This is a genomic window from Acidobacteriota bacterium (genome assembly GCA_034211275.1).
Lineage (GTDB): Bacteria > Acidobacteriota > Thermoanaerobaculia > Multivoradales > JAHZIX01 > JAGQSE01.
The window spans coordinates 1-2,501 of record JAXHTF010000352.1; the positions used below are offsets into that span (position 1 = coordinate 1).

The following is a 2,501-nucleotide window of genomic DNA, read 5'->3' on the forward strand; positions in this document are numbered from 1 at the left end:
ACGTCGCTGCCGAGGATCACCGCTTCGGCGGTACCGCCGAGAGCCTGGGCCAGCTGTTGACCAGCGGCGACGGCCTCTCGGGACATGCGGTGGAGCTTGCCGTCCCGATGCTGGGTCACGATCCAAATCTTCTTCGCCATCACAGCACCCTCGCTTCTTTCTGCAGGCGGTCCACCAGCTCCTGAGCCGCCGCACCGGCGTCCCCTTCGATCATCTGGGCGCCCTCTCCTTTGTCTGGGAAGGCGACGGAGAGTACTTCCAGCCGGGAACCCGCGGCCCCCACCTGTGAGGCGTCGAGGCCCAAGTCCCCCACGGAAACTAGATCCAGGGGCTTCTTCTTGGCCTTCATGATGCCCTTGAGGGAAGCGTAGCGGGGGTGGTTGATGCCGGCTTGGATCTCCAGCACCGCCGGTAGCGGCAGCGAGATGATCTCGTTCATGCCGCTCTCCATCTCCCGCACCACCTTGAGGGTGCCGCCGTCCTGCACTTCCACTCCCATTACCAGCCAGGCATGGGGCCAGCCCAAGTGGCCGGCGAGCACCGAGCCGGTGCCGCCGTAGCCCATATCGTCGCTCTGGGAGCCGGTGAGCACCAGATCGAATTCTTCCCGGGCGATGGCCGCGTGGAGGGCTCTGGCGGTGGCGACGGCATCGCCGCCGGAGAACGCCTCGTCGTTGAGGTGCACCGCGCGAGTGGCGCCCAGGGCCAGGGCCTTGCGCAGCGCCTCCTTGACCCGATCCGGGCCGAGGCTGAAGACCACCACTTCTCCACCGCTGGCTTCTGCCAGCCGCAAGCCCTCTTCCAGGGCGTATTCGTCACTCTCGTTGATGATGAACGGCAGATCCTCTTCATCCAGCCACCGGCCGTCTTTTCCGACGCGCAGGCGTGCTTCGGTATCCGGGACCTGCTTGATACAGACCGCGATTCGCATGACAGTTGTCTCCTCTATGTTGGTCGCTGACGCCCGCTGTGGAGGACCTCAAAAGCCCGTAGTAAAAGCCGAGCAAGATTCCCGGAACGTCAGCTGCGATTACCCTACGTAGCTCGCAGTGCCGCGTCAAGCCGGTGCGAGAGGCCACCGGTACCGGCTCGTCGAGACTCGCCAGCGGAGCCAAGCCTCGGAGAACCGCAGAGCGCGGGCTGCGGCGATGGGTTCAGGAAGTAGCCGCCGGCGCGATGGACTCCAGCAGCCGCTGGAGCAGGCCGGGATCGGGGTTGAAGACGAACATGCGCTCGTCGAACTGCAGGGTCGGTACCACCCGCCGGCCACCGCTCTTCTCCAACACCAGCGCCTCGGCCTTGAGGTTGGTGTCGAGATCGATCTCGTCGTAGGAAACACCCATTTCCGCCATCGCCTGCTTGGCCCGGCGACAGTTCTGGCACCAGGTGGCACTGAAGAGGAGAAGGCGGTCGGTGGCCAGGGCCCGGCCGCGAATCAATTCCTCCGCCTCTTCGGGCTCGAGGCGCAGGCCGATGACCCGCAGCTTGCCGCCGGCGTCGGTGAGCAGCACCGCCGGCAGATCCTTGCGCGGCGAGATCCCCAGCTTGATCAGCTGATGGGCCGCCGAGGGGTCTTGAGCCAGGTCGACGGCGAAGCCGGTGGAGGGTGGTTTTGTGTCGTGTTGGGCCGAGTTGAAGATGAACTTGCAGGTGAGATGGCTCACGGGTCGGGGCTCCCCCGGAACTGGGCGCACGGCCGGTGGCGCGGACGGATGAGTCGAACGTTCGATAGGCATGAGAATTTCGGCCTTCGATCGTAGCATGGAACGGCTCTGAAGCCACCCCGAGACTCGACTCTACAACCCTCGGCGGGCCGGCCTATACAGCAGCTCCACGAGGAGGAGCCACTCCGCTCCCTCCGGCACCACCTTTGCATTAGTTTTCGGCGTGCTTCTCCTCGCCCTTTCCATAGCCCCCATCGCGTACCGACATCTTGGACTGCCTGCGGACCCCGTGCTAGGTTTCCCGGCGTCAGGTTCCCCGACGGTCCCCGCCGCACCTTTGGAGCATCCAAGCACGCGGCCCACGGAAGCGACGCGGGAAGCCCTTCGACCGTAAACAACCCAGATTCCGACCACGCCAGAGGATCGACGATGACCGCCAGCCCCCTCCTGACCAGCGCCGCTGCTGCATCCTTCCAGGCCTCCGAGACCCCCGGCTTGCTCGATGCCTTCCTGTCCTCGGGGCCCATGGCCAAGCTCGTCTTCGGCGTGCTTTTGCTCTTCTCCCTCGGGTCCTGGGCCATCATGCTCGGCAAGTGGGCGCAACTGCGCAAGGCCGACGAGCAGAGCCGACGATTCCTCGAGGCCTTCCACCGCAGCAAGCGCTTCAGCGAGGTCAACGCCCTCGCCGGCGGTCTCAAGACCTCGCCGCTGGTGGGCATCTTCCAGGCCGGCCACGCGGAGATCGACGCTCAGATCAAGGCCGCCAGCGCCCACGAGGGCCAGGGCCAGGGGCAGCGATTCCGCATCCGATCCCTGACCGCGGTAGAGCGTAGCCTG

3 protein-coding genes are annotated in these 2,501 nt (G+C 65.7%); 1 reads left to right on the forward strand and 2 read right to left on the reverse strand.

Going from position 1 to position 2,501, the window contains the following annotated elements; all coding sequences use genetic code 11:
* Positions 1 to 139: 139 nt before the first annotated feature.
* Both SX243_25875 and SX243_25880 read right to left on the reverse strand, forming a co-directional pair.
* Positions 140 to 931, reverse strand: a complete 792-nt coding sequence (locus SX243_25875) for an electron transfer flavoprotein subunit beta/FixA family protein (GenBank protein ID MDY7096414.1) — start codon at positions 929 to 931, stop codon at positions 140 to 142.
* Positions 932 to 1,154: 223 nt separating this feature from the next.
* On the reverse strand, positions 1,155 to 1,664 hold the full coding sequence (locus SX243_25880) for a glutaredoxin family protein (protein MDY7096415.1): 510 nt from the start codon (positions 1,662 to 1,664) through the stop codon (positions 1,155 to 1,157).
* 429 nt (positions 1,665 to 2,093) lie between these two features.
* On the opposite strand from SX243_25880, the gene SX243_25885 reads away from it, so the two are divergent.
* Positions 2,094 to 2,501: hypothetical protein (locus SX243_25885; protein MDY7096416.1), on the forward strand; the 408-nt coding region annotated here is incomplete at its 3' end.

Excerpts from the sequence above, each read along its gene's own strand:
- SX243_25875 (MDY7096414.1), bottom strand. The coding sequence starts at position 931 with ATGCGAATCGCGGTCTGTATCAAGCAGGTCCCGGATACCGAAGCACGC.